15 protein-coding genes and 2 pseudogenes are annotated in these 19,383 nt (G+C 72.9%); 5 read left to right on the top strand and 12 right to left on the bottom strand.

The window, feature by feature from the left end; genetic code table 11:
- The 5 genes and pseudogenes from PINTE_RS14225 to PINTE_RS14205 form a co-directional block, all read right to left on the bottom strand.
- Positions 1-368: pseudogene (locus PINTE_RS14225) on the bottom strand (hypothetical protein); the annotation flags it as partial.
- On the bottom strand, positions 365-1,480 hold the full coding sequence (locus PINTE_RS14220) for a GNAT family N-acetyltransferase (RefSeq protein WP_245642955.1): 1,116 nt from the start codon (positions 1,478-1,480) through the stop codon (positions 365-367). The gene PINTE_RS14220 and the pseudogene PINTE_RS14225, both read right to left, overlap by 4 nt.
- On the bottom strand, positions 1,477-1,938 hold the full coding sequence (locus PINTE_RS14215; RefSeq protein WP_068431959.1) for a hypothetical protein: 462 nt from the start codon (positions 1,936-1,938) through the stop codon (positions 1,477-1,479). The genes PINTE_RS14220 and PINTE_RS14215 overlap by 4 nt, the downstream gene beginning before the upstream one ends.
- On the bottom strand, positions 1,935-2,309 hold the full coding sequence (locus tag PINTE_RS14210; RefSeq protein WP_068431957.1) for a hypothetical protein: 375 nt from the start codon (positions 2,307-2,309) through the stop codon (positions 1,935-1,937). The genes PINTE_RS14215 and PINTE_RS14210 overlap by 4 nt, the downstream gene beginning before the upstream one ends.
- The gene (locus tag PINTE_RS14205) at positions 2,306-4,081 is read right to left on the bottom strand and encodes a phenylacetate--CoA ligase family protein (protein ID WP_245642954.1); all 1,776 of its coding nucleotides are present in this window, start codon (positions 4,079-4,081) and stop codon (positions 2,306-2,308) included. Before PINTE_RS14205 ends, PINTE_RS14210 begins: the two co-directional genes overlap by 4 nt.
- 99 nt (positions 4,082-4,180) lie before the next feature.
- Here PINTE_RS14205 and PINTE_RS14200 point away from each other — a divergent pair, with 99 nt between their 5' ends.
- From PINTE_RS14200 to PINTE_RS14190, 3 genes are all read left to right on the top strand, one after another.
- Entirely contained in the window at positions 4,181-4,972 is a 792-nt protein-coding gene (locus tag PINTE_RS14200) for an exodeoxyribonuclease III (RefSeq protein ID WP_068431954.1), read from the top strand.
- A 104-nt stretch (positions 4,973-5,076) separates the two neighbouring features.
- Entirely contained in the window at positions 5,077-5,556 is a 480-nt protein-coding gene (locus PINTE_RS14195) for a GNAT family N-acetyltransferase (RefSeq protein ID WP_068431951.1), read from the top strand.
- 40 nt (positions 5,557-5,596) lie between these two features.
- A complete protein-coding gene (locus PINTE_RS14190; RefSeq protein ID WP_068431948.1) occupies positions 5,597-6,259 on the top strand; it encodes a TenA family protein in 663 nt (220 codons plus the stop codon).
- A 27-nt stretch (positions 6,260-6,286) separates the two neighbouring features.
- Here PINTE_RS14190 and PINTE_RS14185 read toward each other — a convergent pair whose 3' ends face one another.
- From PINTE_RS14185 to acnA, 4 genes are all read right to left on the bottom strand, one after another.
- Complete coding sequence (locus tag PINTE_RS14185; RefSeq protein WP_068431945.1) at positions 6,287-8,062, bottom strand: MFS transporter; 1,776 nt, start codon at positions 8,060-8,062, stop codon at positions 6,287-6,289.
- Entirely contained in the window at positions 8,059-8,751 is a 693-nt protein-coding gene (locus PINTE_RS14180; protein ID WP_068431943.1) for an LppX_LprAFG lipoprotein, read from the bottom strand. Before PINTE_RS14180 ends, PINTE_RS14185 begins: the two co-directional genes overlap by 4 nt.
- Before the next feature lie 126 nt (positions 8,752-8,877).
- Positions 8,878-9,855, bottom strand: a complete 978-nt coding sequence (locus PINTE_RS14175) for a hypothetical protein (protein WP_157087257.1) — start codon at positions 9,853-9,855, stop codon at positions 8,878-8,880.
- A 326-nt stretch (positions 9,856-10,181) separates the two neighbouring features.
- Positions 10,182-12,917 carry an aconitate hydratase AcnA gene (gene acnA / locus PINTE_RS14170; RefSeq protein WP_068431937.1) on the bottom strand — a complete coding sequence of 912 codons (2,736 nt, stop codon included), beginning with the start codon at positions 12,915-12,917 and terminating at the stop codon, positions 10,182-10,184.
- Between the two features lie 116 nt (positions 12,918-13,033).
- On the opposite strand from acnA, the gene PINTE_RS14165 reads away from it, so the two are divergent.
- Positions 13,034-13,699 carry a GntR family transcriptional regulator gene (locus tag PINTE_RS14165; protein WP_068431962.1) on the top strand — a complete coding sequence of 222 codons (666 nt, stop codon included), beginning with the start codon at positions 13,034-13,036 and terminating at the stop codon, positions 13,697-13,699.
- A gap of 116 nt (positions 13,700-13,815) precedes the next feature.
- Here the strand turns inward: PINTE_RS14165 and clpB are convergent, their stop codons facing one another.
- A complete protein-coding gene (gene clpB, locus PINTE_RS14160; RefSeq protein ID WP_068431934.1) occupies positions 13,816-16,419 on the bottom strand; it encodes an ATP-dependent chaperone ClpB in 2,604 nt (867 codons plus the stop codon).
- 159 nt (positions 16,420-16,578) lie between these two features.
- Here clpB and arcC point away from each other — a divergent pair, with 159 nt between their 5' ends.
- Positions 16,579-17,508, top strand: coding sequence for a carbamate kinase (gene arcC, locus PINTE_RS14155; protein ID WP_068431931.1), 930 nt, complete (start codon positions 16,579-16,581; stop codon positions 17,506-17,508).
- 45 nt (positions 17,509-17,553) lie between these two features.
- Here the strand turns inward: arcC and PINTE_RS14150 are convergent, their stop codons facing one another.
- Positions 17,554-18,765, bottom strand: coding sequence for a globin domain-containing protein (locus PINTE_RS14150; protein ID WP_068431928.1), 1,212 nt, complete (start codon positions 18,763-18,765; stop codon positions 17,554-17,556).
- Positions 18,766-19,005: 240 nt separating this feature from the next.
- Positions 19,006-19,383: pseudogene (locus PINTE_RS23285) on the bottom strand (hypothetical protein); the annotation flags it as partial.

Raw genomic sequence — 19,383 nt, 5'->3', positions numbered from 1 at the left:
GCGCCGAGGTCGGAGCCAGCGTCGACCACACGCGCCGGCCCCGACTCCCCGAGCCGCTCGAAGGTCGCGGCGCGCCGCGTGCCCTCCTCCCAGCGCCAGCGCACCCCGACGTCGTGCCCGCCGTGGACAGGGTCGGCGAGCACGAGCCGCACCGCCTCCGCGAGGCAGCCCAGCGAGAGCCGCAGGTCGCGGCCGGTGGGGTCGGTGACGGGCAGGGTGCGCTCGGCCTCCCAACCCAGGTGCACGCGCGCAGCGTCGACGTGCAGCGTCCACGGCTGGGTGTTGTGCGCGCTGGGCGCCCGCTCCCACCACGGCTGGGCCCGGCGCAGGTCGGCGATCCACGCGGCGTCGGCCCGGGGGGCGCTCACGAGAGCACCTGCCGGTAGAACGTCGTCGTGTGCAGCGGCCGTCCGCCCATCCGCACGTATTGGGCCGCCGACGCCGGGTTGTCGTCGCCGACGAACGTCGAGCGCAGCGTGCGGTACCCGCCGGCCCGCAGCCCGCGCAGCAGCTCGCCCGAGAGCACCCGCATGAGGCCGCGCCCCTGGTGCTCCGGCACCGTGCCCTTGACGACGAGCACGGCGTCGCGGCGGTACCGCCTGCGGGTCAGCAGCAGCCGGGCGGCGTCCGGCGCCGCGAGCCGTCCCCCGGTGGACATGACGAACTCCGACAGGTCGAGCACGACGAGCATGAACGCCGCCGGCCGCCCGTCGACCTCGGCCCACAGCGCGAGCCGCTCGTCGAGCAGGTGTGCGAGGCCGTCGGTGGCGTCGGCCATCTGCCGCTCGTCGATGTGCGTGTAGTAGTCGAGGCCGGCGAAGCTGCGGTTGAGCAGGTCGCGCAGCATCGGCACCTGCTCGCTCAGGCCGCGCCGGGTGGCGTGCCGCACCCGCACCCGCGGATCGACCGGGCCGCCGAAGAGCGTCTCGGGGTCGAGGCCGGACAGGTTCTCGCAGATCCACGTGGAGCCGGTGAAGCAGCGCTCGAACCCGGCCCGCTCCCACTCGTCGACGTACCACGGCGGGTTCCACGGCGAGTCGACGAACCCGCGCTCGTGCCAACCCGAGGTGATGACGCCGCCGGTCTGGTTGGGCAGCAACGACACCGGCCCCAGGAGCCGGGTCGCGCCGGCCGCCTCGGCACGCTCGCGGGCGAATCGCAGGAGCGCGGCGAGCGCGGCCGGGGTGGCCGCCTCGACGGCGCCGACGAGCAGCGTGCGACCGCCCATGCGCTCGCTCATGCGGGCGTCCTCGTGGGTCGTCGAGCGCCCCAGCACCGTTCCACGGCCGTCGCGCGCGAGCCACAGCTCGACCCCCGGGTCGCGGTGCCAGCGCCCGATGACCGACCGCAGCAGCGGCACGGAGAGCTCGCTCGGGTGCGTGCGCAGCGGCGACGCGACGAACTCACGCAGGTCCGCGCGGGTGCGCACCAGCTCGACGCGCAGGCCTGACCCACCGGCTCCGGCTCCCACGCCGGTCACGGGGTCGCGCGGGTGCGCCGGCGGCGGAGGACCGGCGGGCCCTGGCTCTCGCGTGACAGCGGGGTGAAGCGCTCGTCGAGGCCCATGGCCTGGTCCTCGGCGCGCCACACACCGTTGCTGTAGCCGTGCGGGTCGGCCCGGTACATGCGGATGAAGCCGGCGGTTGCGTGCGAGGTGTCGGTGGCCCACTCCATGAACCAGCGATGTTCGCCGGTGCGCGCGAACAGCAGCAGGTCGTCCATCGACTCGAACCACGCGAGCACCCCGAGCGTCAGCGGCGGCTCGTAGTAGATCTTGTGCGCGCAGTAGCCGCGCATCCGGCGCATGTCGGCGACCATCCGCCGCCACCGCGGCACGGTCGAGGCCAGCGCCCACACCGAGGCGTACCGGTTGCCGCCGGTGAACATCGCATTCGCCTGCGCCATCCGCGGCGCGCGGGAGAAGTCGCGGGTCCTCATGTCGTCTCCTCGAGGTCGGCGGGCAGTTCGACGGGCGGGTCGAAGGGCGAGTCGACGGCCTCGAAGAGGCGGATGTAGCCGCCGGTCGCGTTGCGGGTGCCGTCGGTGACCCACTCCATGAGCGCGCGGTGCTCGCCGGTGCGGGCGAATCGCAGCAGGTCGTCGCGGGTGGCGAAGGCGCCGATCGTGCCGAGCACGAACGGGCGGGTGTAGTAGACGCGGTGCGCGCGGTAGCCGGGGAGCCGCCGCATCTGGGCGGTCATCGCCCGCCACCGCGGAGCCAACGCGAGCCAGCGGCCGGGGCCGCGGTACCGGGTGGCGCCGACGAAGACCGCTTCGGCCTCCGCGAACGCGAACAGGTCGCGGCTCACGACGTGCCGCCGGGGTGCAGGTAGACCCGTTTGATGCGGCCGCCGGCGTCCGCGAACGGCCCGGTGCCCGGCTCGTGCAGCCTGACGCGAAGGTCGGCGCTGCGTTCGCTCTCCTCGAGCGACTGCGCGAAGTCCCGACTCACGCGCGTGAGGTAGTCGATGATGCCGTCCCGGCACGACGCCGCCAGGCGCCGGCGGGCCGTCTCGTCGAGGTCGTGGTCCTCGCGCAGTTCGACGTGCACGACCGGCTGTTGGTGGATGCCGGTCGCACCGGCTCCGGCGTCGGGCCCGCAGTCCTCGAGGGCGAGGGTGAAGGCGGCGATGCTCGCGGCGGCGCCCTCGTCGGCGTAGAGACCGTTCTCGATGTCCTGGGGGTAGATGTTGGCCCCCATGAACGAGATCGTCGCGTCGGCCCGGCCGTAGACGAACAGCATCGGCAGCCGCATCCGTTCGCGTGCGGACGCGGCCGCGGCGCCCTGGGCCCACTCCGCACGGCCACCGACGATGCGCTGCAGTTCGTCGTAGGGCAGCAGCCGCGCCTCGTCGCCGATGTTGTAGCGCAGCTTGGGCGCGAGCACCTTCGTCGACGTCAGCGTGCAGATGAGCTCGTCGTCCGGGCTCAGTTCGAGGTAGGTCTCCAGCGGGTTGTACTGGAAGATCATCGGCGTGCGGGCCTCGCCGGGCCCGAGCACCGCCTCCCGCAGCTCCTCGTCCGCCAACAATTGTTTGCGGAGCCAGACGGTGAGGTCGGTCTCCCCGCCGATGCCGATCGTCAGGTCGCTCGCGCCGTAGCCGGAGCGCACGCTCGCGAAGCGTTGCTCGCAGTAGTCGCGTAGACCCTCGGTCATCGCCTCGCCGCCGACGAGCCCGTGGAGCCGGTAGGCCGACCAGTCGAAGCCGCGGGCGTCGAGCACGTCGCGCAGGTCTTTGAGGAACGGCGGGTAGGCGGTGACGAGGTAGGTGAAGCCCGGGCCGAAGTGCTCGAGGGTGTCGACGATCTTGGCCAGGTCGGGCCCGGTGTTCTTCACCATGGCGATCTTGGCCATCGCGATGCCGGTGTTCGTGCCGGTGGCCCACGCGCCCATCGAGTACGCGTTGATGACGAACAGCGGCCCCTGCCCGCGGTGCGCCAGCGACGTGAAGCCCGCGACGTTGCGGTGGATGTCGGCCAGCTCGTCGCGGCCGCGCACCCAGTTGAACGGCGTGCCGGAGCTGCCGGAGGATTCGTCGACGATCGTGCCGCGGGTGCGCAGCCGCCCGTGCCAGCAGCGGTCGGCCTCCCCGTGGCGGCGCACGTAGGAGTCTTTCGAGGTGGTCGGGAACGCGTCGAGATCCCACCAGCGGAACGTGAACTCGTGCTCGTCGAGGTGACGCTGGTAGGCGGGCACGTGCAGATTGGCCATCTGGCACGTCATCCACGCGTGGAGCCGGGCCAGCTCGCCCATGCGCGGCGAGTAGTGAGTGGCGGTCAGGCGCCACAGGGCGGGGTGGATCTTGTACAGCGAGTAGGCGCCCGACAGCGCCTTGGCGCCCGCGCGCAGCGACGCCCGCCGCAGCGTGCGCAGCCCACCGCTGTGCCAGACGTGCTCGAGCGCGGTGCTCGGGTTCGCGGACATGCCGACCGGTCCGCTGCCCGTCACGCCCACGGTCGGCGGCTGGGGCGGGTCGGCACGCTCGACCGGTGGGTCGGCCCGGTCGCCGGGCGGGTCGGGCAGGTCGGCGCGCTCGGCGGGCGGCCCGGCTCCGTCGTCGGATGCTGCCTGCTGTGCCATTCGGCAACGGTAGACGCGCCACCCGCCCACCGAACCCGCAGAAGTACTCATCCGACCAGCCTTCGGTCGGGTTGGTGGTGGCCTTCGTAGGGTGAGGCCGTGAGGATCGCCACGTGGAACTGCAACTCCATCCGCTCCCGGGTCGACCGGGCCGTCGCGCTGCTGGAGCGGCACGACCTCGACGTGCTCGCGCTGCAGGAGACCAAGTGCCGCGACGACCAGTTTCCGTTGCTGCCGTTCGAGCAGGCCGGCTACGAGGTGGCCGCGCACGGTCTCAACCAGTGGAACGGGGTCGCGATCGTCTCGCGGGTCGGGCTGACCGACGTGCAGGTCGGCTTCGAGGGCATGCCGACCTGGGGGGAGCCCGATCCGGTCGCGGAGGCCCGCGCGATCGGCGCCACCTGCGGTGACGTGCGCGTCTGGTCGCTGTACGTGCCGAACGGCCGCGAGCTCGGCCACCCGCACCTGCGTTACAAGCTCGACTGGCTCCAGCGGCTCGCGAGCACCGGCCGCGACTGGCTCGCCGACGACCCGACCGCGCAGATCGTGCTCATGGGCGACTGGAACGTCGCACCGTTCGACGAGGACGTGTGGTCGCCGCAGTTCTACGAGGGCAAGACGCACACCTCGCCGCCGGAGCGGGCCGCGTTCGCGGGGGTCGTCGACGCGGGGTTCGCCGACGTCGTGCGCCCCTACCAACCCGGCCCGGGCGTGTACACGTACTGGGACTACACCCAGCTGCGCTTCCCGAAGCGCCAGGGCATGCGCATCGACTTCGCGCTCGGCTCCCCCGCGCTCACCGCCCGCGTGCAGGGCGCGCAGATCGACCGGGAGGAGCGCAAGGGCAAGGGCGCCAGCGACCACGCCCCGGTGCTCGTCGACCTCGCCTGAGCCGGCGCCTGAGCACCCGTGCCTGAGCACCCGCGCACCGGCCCGCGCGGGCATCGGCCGAGGTAAGGGCCACCACACCCGCGCGGACCGCTAGGTTTGCTCGCGTGATCCGACCCGCCACGGCCGCCGACGTGCCCGACCTCGTCCGACTCATCCGCCAGCTCGCGGACTTCCAGGGCCACCTGGAGGACGCGGTGCTCACGGAGGCCGACCTGTCGTCCGCGCTGTTCCCGCGCGACGACTCCGCGCCCGTGCACGCGCACGTCGCGGAGGCCGACGACCGCGTCGTCGGCATGGCGATCTGGTTCACGTCGTTCTCCACGTGGACCGGGCGACGCGGCATCTGGCTCGAGGACCTGTTCATCGAGGAGGCCTACCGCGGTCGCGGCCTGGGAGTCGGGCTCATGACCGCGCTCGCGCGGGAATGCGCGCGGCTGGGGTACCCCCGCCTGGAGTGGAACGTCGCGACGTGGAACGCGAGCACAATCTCGTTCTACGAGGCGATGGGCGCCCGGCACCTGCACGACCAACTCGTCTACCGCCTGTCCGACGACGCTCTGCGCGGGGTCGCGGCCGGCACCTGAGCACCCGGCAGATCCGCTGCCGACGAACGGAGGCCGAACGATGACGTTCAGTGACGACCTGTGGCAGGCGATCGCGCCGATTCGGGAGGCGATCGACGCCCTGCCGCTCCTGACCGGGCTGCGCGACGGCAGCCTGGACACCGAGCGGTTCGGTTACTACATGACCCAGGACGCCCTCTACCTGGCTGATTACGGGCGCGCGCTCGCCGCGTGCGCCGCCCAGTCCCCCGACGCCGACGACCTGGTGTTCTGGGCGGAGTCGGCCCGGCAGACCGTCGTCGTCGAGCGCGAGTTGCACGCCGCGCACGTGGCGAACGGCCTGGGTGACCTCGGCGAACAGTCTCCGACGTGCGCGGCCTACACCGGGCACCTGCTGACGCTGTCGACCCGCGGCTGCTACCCCGCGCTGGCCGCCGGGGTGCTGCCGTGTTTCTGGATCTACGACGACGTCGGCACCCGGCTCAAGGCCGCCGTCGGCGACCTGTCGGCCCACCCGTACGGCGACTGGATCAGCGCGTACGGCGACCCCGAGTTCGCCGCCTCCACCGCCCACGCCCGGCGCATCGTCGACGCCCTCGCCGACGCCGCCGACGACGGAGTGCGCGCCGCCATGTCCGCCGCGTTCGTGCGCTCCTCGCAGTACGAGTGGATGTTCTGGGACGCCGCCTGGCGCCTGGAGACCTGGCCCGTGAGCCCGGCCTGACGCACACGTAGCGGGCCTCAGCGGGCCTCAGCGGGCCCGGCGCCACCCGAGGCCGGCGGCGGCGATGGCACCGGCGAGCGCGCACAGGGCGGCGCCGGCGAACACGGTCTGCACCTGCACGACTCCCGCGTCGAGCAGGGCGGTGGGGTCGAGGGTGTCGGGCAGGGTCGCGACGTGCTCGTAGAAGCGCCGCAGCCCGAAGGCGGTCAGCAGCGCGAGCCCGACGACCATGCCGACCATCCGCGCGACGACCACGAGTGAGCTGGCAACCCCGTGGGCGTCGTGCGGCACGTCGTCGAGCAACGCGGCGTTGACCGGCGCGATCGCCAGCCCGAGCCCGAAGCCGACGACGACCATGACGACGGTGGTGCTCACCGTCTCCGCGAGGGATCCGCGACCCCAGGTCGTCATGACCCCCAGTCCGGCGCTCGCGGCGAGCAGCCCGGCGACCGCGACGGGCGCGTTGCCGACCCGGCGCAGCAGCGCGCCGCCGACGAGCGCCCCGAGCGGCAGGGCGACGAGAAAGCGCACGAGCACGAGCGCGGCCTGCGTCTGGGAGTCGGTGAGCGTGAGCCGCGCGAGCACCGGCACGTCGACGACGACCGCGACGAGCGCGGCGCCGACCGCGAGGCTGGCGAGCATGCCCGCCGCGACCCGGCGGGTGACGATGCCGCGCGGCACGAGCGGGCGGGCGGCGCGCCGGTGCCACCACAACGCGACGAGCAGCGCAAGCGCCCCGACCGGCAGCAGCACGTGCCCGAGCGGGCCGACGACCTCGCGCTCGGGGTCGGCGGAGGCGAACGTCAGCACGAGCGAGCCGAGCACGACCGCGACGAGCGCGGCCCCGACCAGGTCGAGCCGGGCGAGCACCCGTCTCGAGCGGACGCAGTGGGCCACCAGCCACAGGGCCAGCAGCGCGAGGGCGGTGTACCCGATCGGCGTCGCCAGCCGCCCGCCGACGCCGAACGGCACGAACGGCAGCCCCCAGACGACGTCCTCGACGAGCCCCTGCGGCGCGATCAACGCCAGCCCGAGCAGCCCGAGACCGACCCCGAGCACGCCCCCCAACGTCGCTGAGAACTGCGTGTCGTGGTGAGAACTGCGACCCGGACTGCAGTTCTCACCGCGACTCGCAGTTTTGAGGGAAGTGGGTGGGGACGTGGGGAGGGACGTTGACGGGGACGTTGAGGGGGACGGGGGTGGGGGGACGCGGCGGGAGGTGAGGGCCAGGGCGGCGGCGAGCGCCAGCCCGAGGGCCACGTTGAGCCAGAAGATGCCGCGCCAGTCGGAGACGGCGAGCACGAGGGCCCCGAGCAGCGGGCCGAGCACGCTGCCCACCTCCTGCACGGCGCCGACGACGCCGAGGGGCACGCCGCGCCGGTGCGGCGGCCACAGGTCGGCGACGAGCGCGAGGGTCGCCGGCACGAGACCGCCTCCGCCGACGCCCTGCACGACGCGGCCGCCGACCAGCACCGACAGGTCGACGGCGAGGGCGGTGATCGCCGAGCCGACGACGAACAGCGCCAGGCACCACAGCAGCACGCGCCGCCGCGACACGACGTCGGAGAGCCGCCCGATGAGCGGCAGCACCGCGATGTAGCCGAGCAGGAACCCGCTGATGACCGGGGTGGCCTTCTGCAGGTCGTCGATGCTCAGGCCGACGCCGGCCATCATGTCAGGCAGCGCGAGCACGACGACGTAGGTGTCGGCGGCCGCAAGCGAGACCGCGAGCGCGGCGATCCCGAGCAGGCCTCGCGAGCCGCGCGCGACCTCGTGCCGCGTCGCGACACTCGCCTCGGTCACGAGGGCGCCTTGATATCGACGGCCTCGCCGTAGCGGTCGAAGACGACGTCGTACGTCGAGGTCGCGCCGGAGAAGAACGGCCCGGAGATCGAGGCCTTGCGCAGCGTTCCGTCGGGATCGGTGAGGCCGTAGCTCACCTGATACGTGCCGGTGGCGTCGCCGGTGTTGAGGATGTTCGCCACCTTGTCGCCCGGAACGGTGCCGGTGATCGTGCGCAGCACCTCCTGCCCCTCGCGCTTCTGGTCGCCCTCGACCGGGTTGGTCGTGTGCGTGATGAGCGAGGTCAGCCCGGAGTCGGTCGACAGCAGCCGCGACGGGCTCGGCACCCCCCACGACGCCGGGTCGGTCTTCACGTGCCGCGGCGTGAACGGCAGCTTGAGCCACAGGTCGGGGCCGATCGCGACGGCGTCGACCTTGGCGCTCATGCCGCCCATCCGGGCGTCGAGCACGCCCTGGAAGGCGGGGGTGTGGGTGCCGACGCCGTCGAACCCGAGGATGCCCTGGGCGTCCTGCGGCACATCGCGGGACGTCACGACGAGGTGCACCGAGGTCGCGGAGTCCGCGAGCTGCTTGGCGGTCGACAGCCGCTGCTGCGGAGTCGGTTCGTCCTCCTTGGGCGTGATGCTCAGGCCGCACGCCGTGGTGCCGAAGACCACGCACGCGGCGAGAGCGACGAGTCGACGCGACATGTTCCCGACGGTACCTGGACGCTGCGCGGATTCTCGGCAGCACACCTGCGACGGGCGAGACCGCCGCGAACCTCGTTGCGGGGCGGCCGTTCTCGCGCGCCTCAGCCGCCGGCGCGGCGTGCGGTCTCAGTCGGCGATCGTGCCGCGCCAGCCGGTGGCGACCCGACCGGCCGAGGAGATGTCGGCCCCGGACTGGTCGTCGCCGTTGCCGTCGAGGAAGCCGTGCACCTCGCCGTTGGCGCGCACCGCGGCGAGCGCCCGCGACCGCCCGCTCGTGCACTCCCCGGCGGCGACGTGCCGGTACTTGCCCCAACCCGATGACACAAGAGTGCGCTGCGTGACCTTCGCCGGCGCCTTGCGGGGCACGACGAAGGCCCGGAGCGCGCCGCTGCGGGTCACCGCGACGAGGTCTTCGGCGCGGTCACCGCCGGGCAGCCGCCACCAGCCGCCGTAGGCCAGCGAGGTGACGCTGCCCCAGCCGCCCGCGCCGGCCGACCCGACCGAGCCGGCCGCCGTGAGCCCGTACGTCGCGGACACCGCGTAGCGACGCATGCTGCCGCCGGTCGTCACGGCGTACAGGTACGGCCCACTGGCGACCATGAGCCGCACGTTGCCCCAACCGCTTGCCACAACCGTGTCGGTGACGTTGACGGCCTTGGAGCCCGTGGGCTGGGAGACCGTCACGCGGTGCATCCGGCCGCCGGAGTCGGTGATGAAGAAGCGGTCGGCCTCGGCCCCGCGGCTCGCCGTGTTGCCCAGGTAGGCGACGGCCTTGGGGCGGTACGCCAGCCGATGGCCGGTGCTGTACAGCGTGCCCTTGCCGCCCTGCACGACCCCCATCGCCAGCGTGCCGTCGGGACGCACCACGGTCATCGTGGCGCGGCACGCCGACGGGATCCGCACGGTCGACGTCGTCGACGCGGCCGACGCGGCCGACGCGGGCGACGCGGTAGTGGCGGTCGACGCGGAAGCGGCGGGCGCGGCGGCGGCCACGGTGCCACCGCCTCCGAGCGCGACGAGGGCGCCGACGGTGGCGACGGTGGCGCGTCGGGAGCGCGCTCCCCGGGCGCGCGGGGTCGACAAAGGAGGGGCACTGCGGGACATGACGGACCTCGATGGAAGGGTGTACGGCGGGTCGGTGCGCGCAGCCTATGCAGCTTCCCCCAAGCCGTGCGCCGACCACTGTGGACATCGCTTTCTCACGCCCACCCGTTACCTGACCTGTGGATATGCGGCGCAGTGGCGTGCGTCTCACCGTTGGGCGCGACCACGGCACAAGGGCATTCGCCACGCCGTTCCCAGGCGTCGTCCGAATGCTGGTCAGGCGGCGTCCACCTTTTGTACAGAGAGCACCGAGGGCGGCACCGACGGCCCGACGGGGTCCCGACGGCGGCCCGACGGCCGGGGCCGACGCGGGCTCCGGCGCGGTGTCAGGGCAGGTGCCGCGCGAGGATCAGCGGGATCACTCCCCCGGCGCGCAGCAACTCGACCTCCAGCGGCGTCTCCACCGCGGCCCGCGCCTCGAACGACACCTCCGAGCCCTCCAAGTCACCCGAACCATCCGAGCCATCCGAGCAACCCGAGCCCCCCGAGCCACCCGAGGCCCCGGTCCGCACGGTCACCGTGATCGGCGACCCGACTCCCACCGCCTCGACCTTCGCGTCGACGTCGATGACGTCGCCGGGCCGCAACCCCGCGAGCCGCTCCCGCTGCTCGGCGGGCACGTACAGCGGCAGGATGCCCATGCCGATGAGGTTGGAGCGGTGGATGCGCTCGAACCCGGCGGCGAGCACGGCCCGCACGCCGAGCAGCTGCTGCACCTTGGCCGCCCAGTCGCGTGACGACCCCATGCCGTACCGCTCGCCCGCGACGACGACCAGCGGCTGCCCCTCGGCGCGGTACCGCTGCGCGGCGTCCCAGATCGTCAGCACCTCCCCGCTCGGGGAGTGCGTCGTGTGCCCGGGCGGGGCGTCGGGCGCGAGCGCGTTGCGCAGCGTCTTGTTGTAGTACCCGCCGCGCACCATGACCTCCCACTGCCCCCGCCGGGAGGCGAACACGTTGAGGTCGGCCGGGTCCTCGCCGCGCTCGACGAGGAACCGCCCGGCGAGGCTGTCGGCGGGGATCGCGCTGGCCGGCGAGATGTGGTCGGTCGTCACGTCGTCGCCGAGCACGAGCAGCGGCCGCGCCGTGAACGCCCCGAGCAGCGACCCGGCGTCGGCGTCCGCGAACGGCGGTGGCGCGAGGATCGTCGAGGCCGGGCTCCACTCGAACAGCTCGCCGCTCGGCGGCTCGATGTGGTGCCACAGCGGGTTCGCCGCGGCCGCCGCGAACGCCTCCCGGTAGTCGCTCGGGTCGGCCGCCAGCGCCTCGGCCGCCGCGATCTCCTCCGGGCTCGGCCACAGCTCGTCGAGGAACACCTCGCGCCCGGCCGGCGTGCGCCCCACCGGCTCGCGGGTCAGGTCGCGCTCGGCGTCGCCCGCGATTGCGTACGCGACGACGAGCGGCGGCGAGACGAGCACACCGAGGTCGAGGTCCGGGTGCACCCGCCCGGGAAAGTTGCGGTTGCCCGAGAGCACGGCGACCGGATGCTTGCTGCTCAGCACGTCGGCGATCGGCTCGGTCAGCGGCCCGGAGTTGCCGATGCACGTCGTGCAGCCGAAGCCGACGATGTCGAAGCCGAGCGCGGACAGGTCCTCGTCGAGCCCGGCGCGCGCGAGATAGCGGGTGGTCGCCGGGGAGCCGGGCGCCATCGACGTCTTCATCCACGCCGGCACGCTCAGCCCGAGCGCGCGGGCCCTGCGGGCGAGCAGCCCCGCGGTGATGAGCAGCCGCGGGTCGGAGGTGTTCGTGCAGCTCGTGATCGCGGCGATGCCGACCGGGTAGCGCGGCAACTCCCCCGCGCCGGAGCCAACGACCGAGCCCGAGCCGGAGCCGGTGGGCTCGCCCGCCCCGTCGACGGCCCGCACCGCGGCGGGCACCTGCGAGAGCTCGCGCAGGTCCTGCGGCCGCCGCGGCCCGGCGGCCGAGGCGCGCAGCGCCGACAGGTCGATGTCGATCGTGCGCGTGTACACCGGCTCGACGGCCTTCGCGGCTCCCACGGCTTCTACGCCGGCGTCGAACCACAGGCCGGCGGCCCGCGCATACGCCTCAACGAGTTCGGCGTGCCCGGCCGGCCGACCGGTGCGCCGCAGGTACTCGACCGTCTGCGCGTCGATCGGGAAATAGCCTGTCGTGGCGCCGTATTCGGGGGCCATGTTGGCGACGACCGCGCGCTCCCCGACGGTGAGCGTGCCGACTCCGGGGCCGTAGAACTCGACGAACTCGCCGGTGACACCGATCTCGCGGAGCCGGTGGGTGACGGTGAGCGCGAGGTCGGTGGCGGTCGCGCCCGGCCGCAGGGAGCCGGTCAGGCGCACGCCGACGACGTCGGGCACCCGCAGCGAGATCGGCAGCCCGAACATCACCGTCTGGGCCTCGAGCCCGCCCACTCCCCAACCGAGCACGCCGAGCCCGTTGATCATCGGCGTGTGGGAGTCGGTGCCGACCATGACGTCGGGCACGAGCCACGTGCGCCCGTCGCGCTCCTGCGTCGTCGCGACCGTGGCGAGCTGCTCGAGGTTGATCGTGTGCATGATGCCGGTGCCGGGCGCGTTGACGTGCAGGTTGCTCAGCGTCGCGGCGGCCCAGCGCAGAAACCGATAGCGCTCGACGTTGCGGCGGATCTCCTCGCGCATGTTCGTCTGCGGTGCGTCGGGGCGGGCGAAGCTCTCGACCGCCAGGGAGTGGTCGACGGACACCTCGATCGGCAGCGTCGGGTTGAGCGCGACCGGGTCGACGCCGCGGCGGGCCAGGGCGTCGCGCATCGCGGCCACGTCGACGAGCGCCGGGGTCGCGGTCGTGTCATGCATGAGCAGCCGGCTCGGCAGGAACGGGATGTCACCGCCCAGGCTCTGCCCGCGCGCGGCCGACCGCAGCTGCTCCAGGGCGTGGTCGCGCCCCTCGCCCGCGGTGCGCACGGCGTTCTCGGCGAGGATGCGCAGCACCATCGGCCAGCGCGCCAGCTCTCCCTGCGCCACCGCCCCCAGGTCGGCGACGACGTAGTCGGTGTCGCCGACGCGCACGCTGCGGGTCAGGGAGTCGGAACGCCCGGGACGGTTATCGGCCATGAATGATCCCTCCATCGCACGACAGGTTATAACGGTTACGGCTCGGTCGGCCAGGCCTGCCGTAGGATCGGAGAGGTCCGTGATGACGGCAGCGACCGATGCATCAGGAGGAGCCGATGAGTCCGGTGTCCCCGGCCGCGCTGACCAAGCACGAGTACGCCTACGTCGAGGTGCGCCGGCGCATCCTGTCCGGAGAGCTCGAGCCCGGCAGCGTCATCCCGCAGGCCGCCCTCGCCGCCGAGCTCGGGGTGAGCACCACCCCGCTGCGCGAGGCGATCAAGCGGCTGTCGGCCGACGGACTCATCGAGCTGGCCGCGCACCGCGACGCGCACGTCGCCCCGGTGACGCGCGCGGAGGCCGAGCAGCTCTACGAACTGCGCCGCCAACTCGACCCGTTCGCGGCGGGCCTAGCGGCCCAACGTCGCTCGTCGCGCGACCTGACCCGCATCGCGGACGCCCTGGCCCGCCTCGAGCCGATCACCGACTCCGGCGACACCGAGGCGATGCTCGCGCACCGCGAGTTCCACCGGGCGGTCTACTCCGCGTGCGGCAACGACCTGCTCGTCGACTCCCTCGACCGGCTCTGGGACAAGGCCGACCGGTACCGCGCCCTCGTGCTCACCCGCGAGCCGCTCACCCAGGCCGACCGCGAGCGCATCACGGCCGAACACCAGGGGATCGTCGGCGCCGTCGTCGAGCGCGACGCCGAGCGCGCCCGCCGCGTCATGCGCGAGCACATCGACGCCAGCCACGGCCGCCGCGCCCTCGACATGCTGTCCTGACCCGCGCTCGGCTATAACCTTCGGAGCCGGGCGTCCGGGGACACGCCGACGCACCGCTGCGGACACGACGACGGCCGCCGCCGACTCCTCGTCGACGGCGGCCGTATCCGCGTCTCTCACTCCTGCGGGATCGACTCCAGGGTCGCCTCGACGGGGGGCTCGACGAGCGTCAGGTGCTCGCCGGAGGCATCGAGGTAGACCGTCACCTCCTGGCCGTCGCGCACCTGCCCGGAAAGCAGCGCCTGCGCGAGCCGGTCGCCGATCTCGCGCTGCACGAGGCGGCGCAGCGGCCGGGCGCCGTAGGCCGGGTCGTAGCCGGCGTCGGCCAGCCACTCGCGGGCGGGCTCGGTGACGCCCAACGTGATCCGCCGGTCGGACAGCCGCCGCGACAGCGCCTGCACCTGCAGCTCGACGATCCGCGCCAGCTCCGGCCGGGTCAGCGCCTCGAAGATCACCGTCTCGTCGAGCCGGTTGAGGAACTCCGGCTTGAAGGCCGTGCGCACCGTCGACATGACCGCCTCGCGCTTGGCCTGCGGACTCATCGAGGGGTCGATGAGGTACTGGCTGCCGAGGTTGGAGGTCATGACGAGGATGACGTTGCGGAAGTCGACCGTGCGGCCCTGCCCGTCGGTCAGGCGCCCGTCGTCGAGCACCTGCAGCAGGATGTCGAAGGTCTCCGGGTGGGCCTTCTCGACCTCGTCGAGCAGCACGACCGAGTACGGGCGCCGCCGCACGGCCTCGGTGAGCTGGCCGCCCTCGTCGTAGCCGACGTAGCCGGGCGGGGCGCCGATGAGCCGGGCCACCGCGTGCCGCTCGGAGTACTCGCTCATGTCGATGCGCACCATCGCGCGCTCGTCGTCGAAGAGGAAGTCCGCCAGCGACTTGGCCAGCTCGGTCTTGCCGACGCCGGTCGGGCCGAGGAACAGGAACGAGCCGGTGGGCCGGTCGGGGTCGGCGATGCCGGCCCGGCTGCGGCGCACCGCGTCGGAGACGGCCCGCACGGCCTCGGTCTGCCCGATGAGCCGCTTGCCGAGGTATTCCTCCATGTGCAGCAGCTTCTCGGTCTCCCCCTCGAGCAGGCGCCCGGCGGGGATGCCGGTCCACGAACTGATGACGTCGGCGATGTCGTCGGCGCCGACCTCGTCCTTGACCATCGGGCCCTCGCCGCCGCCGGCCTCGCGCTCGGCGCTGTCGGCCTTGTCGAGTTCCTTCTCCAGCGCGGGGATCTCGCCGTACAGCAGGCGGGAGGCCTCGCCGAAGTCGCCCTCGCGCTGCAGCCGCTCGGCCTGCACGCGCAGCTCGTCGAGGCGGGCCTTGAGGTCACCGACGCGGTTGAGTCCGGCCTTCTCGGCCTCCCAGCGGCCGGTCAGCGCCGCCAACTCTTCGGTGCGGTCGGCGAGGTCCTTGCGCAGCCGCGCGAGGCGCTCGCGGGAGGCGTCGTCGGTCTCGCGCTCGAGGTGCAGCTCCTCCATCTTCAGCCGGTCGACCTGGCGGCGCAGCGCGTCGATCTCGACGGGGCTGGAGTCGATCTCCATGCGCAGCCGGGAGGCGGCCTCGTCGACGAGGTCGATGGCCTTGTCGGGCAGCTGCCGGTTCTGGATGTACCGGTTGCTCAGCGTGGCGGCGGCCACGAGCGCGGAGTCGGCGATGGCCACCTTGTGGTGGGCCTCGTAACGCTCCTTCAGGCCACGCAGGATCGCGATCGTGTCTTCGACGCTGGGCTCGCCGACGTAGACCTGCTGGAAGCGGCGCTCGAGCGCGGCGTCCTTCTCGATGTGCTTGCGGTACTCATCGAGGGTCGTTGCGCCGACGAGGCGCAGCTCGCCGCGGGCCAGCAGCGGCTTGATCATGTTGCCCGCGTCCATCGAGCCCTCGCCGGTCGCCCCGGCGCCCACGATCGTGTGCAGTTCGTCGATGAACGTGATGACCTTGCCGTCGGAGGAGGTGATCTCCTCGAGCACGGCCTTGAGCCGCTCCTCGAACTCGCCGCGGTACTTCGCGCCGGCGACCATCGCGCCGAGGTCGAGCGCGATGAGGCGCTTGTCGCGCAGCGACTCCGGCACGTCACCGGCGACGATGCGCTGGGCCAGACCCTCGACGACGGCGGTCTTGCCGACGCCGGGCTCGCCGATGAGCACGGGGTTGTTCTTCGTGCGGCGGCTCAGCACCTGCACGACGCGACGAATCTCGGAGTCGCGGCCGATGACCGGGTCGAGCCGGCCCTCGCGGGCGGCCGCGGTGAGGTCGGAGCCGTACTTGGCGAGCGCGTTGAACTGGTCTTCGGGGTTTTCGGAGTCGACCTTGGCGCCCCCACGCATCTGCGGGATGAGCTGGTCGATGGCGTCGGCGTTGAGGCCGAACAGGCCGGTGCGCGCGATGGCGAGCAGCAGGTGGTCGGTGGAGACGTAGGTGTCGCCCATCGCCTCCATGACCTGGCGGGCCTGCTCGATGAGGTTGAGGCCGGAGCGGCTCAGGCTCGGGCTCGTCATCGAGGAGCCGGTGGCGCTGGGCAGCTTGGCCAGCTCGGCCTGCGCCGCCTGGCGGGCGGCCTGCATCGAGCTGCCGGAGGCGTCGAGCAGCGGTCCGGTCGTGGTGTCCTGCTGGTCGGTGAGCGCGAGCAGCAGGTGCGCGGGCTCGACGTGGGGGTTGCCGGCGGCCGAGGCGTTGCGGGTGGCCGCCGAGAAGGCCTCCTGGGCCTTGGTCGTCAGCTGAAGGTTCATGGGCGTCGTGGTGCTCCTTGGTCGGGGGTGTGACTGCTTGTCCGGTTCAACCGTCTCAAACTTGAGTCTATTCCGCTCAACCTTAGCGCTGGCCTCCTGGTCGGCGGTAGGTCATGCTGGTCGCCCGGCCCCGGCTCCAGGAGACATCGAGGAGACACCATGCGCATCGTCATCGCGCTGGGCGGCAACGCCCTGTTGCAGCGCGGCCAGCCGATGACCGCGGGCAACCAGCGGGCCAACATCCGCACGGCCTGCCGCAGCATCGCCACCATCGCAGCGGGCAACGAACTCGTCGTCGCCCACGGTAACGGCCCGCAGGTCGGGCTGCTGGCGCTCCAGTCGGCCGCCTACACGCACGTCGACCCCTACCCGCTCGACGTGCTCGGCGCGCAGACCGAGGCGATGATCGGCTACGTCATCGAGCAGGAGCTGGGCAATCTGCTCCCGCTCGAGCAGCCGCTGGCGACGATCCTCACCCAGGTCGAGGTCGACCGCGACGACCCGGCGTTCGACCACCCGACCAAGCCCATCGGCCCGGTCTACGACCGCGAGACCGCGGACCGGCTCGCCCGCTCGCACGGCTGGTCGATCGCGCCCGACGGCGACGGATTCCGGCGGGTCGTCGCGAGCCCGCGCCCGCAGCGGATCTTCGAGATCGGGCCGATCCGCCAGCTGCTCGAGAGCGGCACCGTCGTCGTCTGCACGGGCGGCGGCGGCATCCCGACCGCCTTCGACGACGCCGGCGACCTGCACGGCGTCGAGGCCGTCATCGACAAGGACCTCGCCTCCGCGCTGCTCGCCCGGGAGCTGGGCGCGGATCTGCTCGTCATCGCCACCGACGTCGACGGCGTCTACGTCGACTGGGGAACCCCGCGGCAGCGCCGGCTCGCGCGGGTCACCCCGGCCGAGCTCGACGCGCTCGCCCTGCCCGCCGGCTCCATGGGCCCGAAGGTGCAGGCGGCGGCCGAGTTCGTCACCGCCACCGGTGGCCGCGGAGGCCGCGGGGGCCGCGCCGCGATCGGGGCGCTGACCGACATCGCGCAGATCGTGGCCGGCACGGTCGGCACACAAGTGTGTGCCGACCGCTGAGCCCGCCTTCGCATGCCGGCCGGTCGGTCTCCCGATCAGGCGGCGTCAGGCGGCGTCAGGGTTCTGCGCCCACAGGTCGGGGCCGAACACCTCGTAGTTGATCTTCTCCGGCTGCACGCCCTTCTCGATGAGGGCGGCGCGGGCCGACCGCATGAACGCCAGCGGGCCGCACATGAACACGGTCGCCTCGGCGGGCACGTCGATGTCCGACAGGTCCATGAAGCCGGAGCGGGCCGGGTAGATCGTCGGGGCCTCCTCGGCGCCCTCCTCGTACCAGTTCTGCGCCCGGGCGTCGCTCATCCACTCGACCTGGCGGCGCAGGTGCTTGTACAGCGCGTGGTGGCTGTGCGAGGAGTCGGCGTGGAAGATCCGCACGGTGCGGTCAGGCTGGCGGCGGGAGATCTCGTCGAGGATCGCCGCGACCGGGGTGATCCCGATGCCCGCCGAGACGAGCACGAGCGGGCCGTCGGAGTCCTGCAGCACGAGGTCGCCGGCGGGCTGGGAGACGTCGAGCACGACGCCGGGGATCGCGTTGTCGTACAGCCACGTCGAGACCTGGCCGTCGGGGTGGCCGTCGACGCCGCGCACCCGCTTAATCGTCACCCGCAGGTCGCCGCGGGGGCTCGAGGACAGCGTGTACTGCCGCGGCTGGCGCTCCCCGTTCGGCAGGTCGACGGCGATCGCGACGTACTGACCCGTCTCGTAGGCGGGGGCATCGCCCTCGAGCGGAGCCAGCACGAGCGAGAAGATGTCCTCGCTCTCCTCGAACCGCTCGACGACCCGGTACCGGCGCCACGGGTGCGCGGGGTCGGTGCCGCCGAGGGCGTACAGCATGCCCTCCTCGGCGATGAGCTCGGCGCCGAAGAGCCAGTACACCTCGTCCCAGGCGGCCGCGACCTCGGGGGTGATCGCGTCGCCGAGCACGGTCTTGACGGCCTTGAGCAGGTGGTGGGCGACGATCGTGTACTCCTGGGCGCGAATCCCCAGCGACACGTGCTTGTGGGCGATCCGGCGCATGACCGGGCCGAAGTCGGGGGCGTCGGGATCGATGAGGTTGACCGCGTAGGCGACCACCGACGCCGCGAGCGCCTTGGGTTGCTCGCCGATCGCCTGGTTCGCCTTGTTGAACACCCGCATCAGCTCCGGGTGCGCCTCGAACATGTCCGGATAGAAGACCTTGGTGATCTCCTCGGCATGCTCGGCCACAACGCCTGCGGTGGCCTTGACGATCTCCTCGGACTGAGGTGACAGCTTCATCGCTCGCCTTTCCTGAGGGGTTCCCTCGGCGGGAACGTGCCGAGGCGGGCGGCACGCTACCACCGCAGTCTGACCGTTCCCCTGGGCGCGGGCTCGCCCCACATGCGGACGAGAACCCTTGTGGCGAGCCCGATCACACGCGCGCTCCGGAGCGCGACGAAGGCCCGACCCCCGCGGGGATCGGGCCGTCGACGAGCCTGTTCAGGCTGTGCGTTACGCCATGAGTCAGGGCGCCATGAGTCAGGGCTTGGGCTTGTCGCCGTCGCCGTAGGTGCCGTCGGGGCGGGGGCCGGTGGCCTGGCTCCCCGAACGGCCGGGAAGAACCTCGGTGGCGCCGGAGTCGCCGGGCTTGCCGGACGAGCCAGGCGTCGACTCGGACGCGCCGGAGGACCCTCCGGTGCGGACCGCCCCGGTGGAGCCGGCCGGCGTCGCGCTGGGCCCTGCGGTGCTGCCTCGTTCGGACTCGACGCGAGCCTGCTCCCGACGCACCTGCTCGGACAGGCCGGGCTCGTTGCCGCTGCCGCCGCGCTGCGGCTCGCGGACCGGCTCCGTGCGCTTCGGCTCCGGCCGAGGCTGCTCGGCGCGCGTGTCGGGCCGCTGCTCGGGCCGCTGCTCCGT

It is taken from the genome of Piscicoccus intestinalis NBRC 104926 (assembly GCF_001515525.1).
Lineage (GTDB): Bacteria > Actinomycetota > Actinomycetes > Actinomycetales > Dermatophilaceae > Kineosphaera > Kineosphaera intestinalis.
This window is presented reverse-complemented; position numbering and strand designations above follow the sequence as displayed.